4 tRNA genes are annotated in these 797 nt (G+C 47.4%); all 4 read right to left on the bottom strand.

The window, feature by feature from the left end:
• Position 1 precedes the first annotated feature (1 nt).
• Positions 2–77: transfer RNA gene (locus tag ACQY8X_RS20950), tRNA-Glu, on the bottom strand.
• A gap of 242 nt (positions 78–319) precedes the next feature.
• Positions 320–395 (bottom strand) — tRNA-Gly (locus tag ACQY8X_RS20945).
• 11 nt (positions 396–406) lie between these two features.
• A tRNA-Glu gene (locus ACQY8X_RS20940) sits at positions 407–482 on the bottom strand.
• 239 nt (positions 483–721) lie between these two features.
• A tRNA-Gly gene (locus tag ACQY8X_RS20935) sits at positions 722–797 on the bottom strand.

The raw sequence follows: 797 nt of genomic DNA, 5'->3' as shown, positions 1-797 counted from the left end.
GTGGCGTCCCATAGGGGGTTCGAACCCCTGTTACCGCCGTGAAAGGGCGGTGTCCTAGGCCACTAGACGAATGGGACACAGTCACATCTGTAACTTTCCTCGTCAGAGGAGGCGCGTATATTAATGACTAACCCTACCCTCGTCAAGAAAAAAACAACAAAAAAGTCATCCGATTGAAACAACTGTAGCACAGTAAAAAAACCAGCGCAGAAAACCAGCATAGAAGCGATCAGGGGTAACGTGCAGCGATAGCAATACAATAATCAGGGATGAGGTAAATCAGCTGATCGATAAGATAAAAACAGGAGAGAGATAAAAATGGAGCGGAATATCGGGCTCGAACCGACGACCTGAACCTTGGCAAGGTTCCGCTCTACCAACTGAGCTAATTCCGCTTTACAAAAGGTGGCGTCCCATAGGGGGTTCGAACCCCTGTTACCGCCGTGAAAGGGCGGTGTCCTAGGCCACTAGACGAATGGGACACAGTCACATTTGTAACTTCCTCGTCAGAGGAGGCGCGTATATTAATGACTAACCCTACCCTCGTCAAGAAAAAAACAACAAAAAAGTCATCCGATTGAAACAACTGTAGCACAGTAAAAAAACCAGCGCAGAAAACCAGCATAGAAGCGATCAGGGGTAACGTGCAGCGATAGCAATACAATAATCAGGGATGAAGTAACGCAGCTGATCAATAAGATAAAAACAGGAGAGATAAAAATGGAGCGGAATATCGGGCTCGAACCGACGACCTGAACCTTGGCAAGGTTCCGCTCTACCAACTGAGCTAATTCCGC

This window comes from Amphritea sp. (genome assembly GCF_050300915.1).
Taxonomy (GTDB): domain Bacteria; phylum Pseudomonadota; class Gammaproteobacteria; order Pseudomonadales; family Balneatricaceae; genus Amphritea.
The sequence above is the reverse complement of the archived record's forward strand: the minus strand, read 5'-3'. Positions and strand labels throughout refer to the sequence as shown.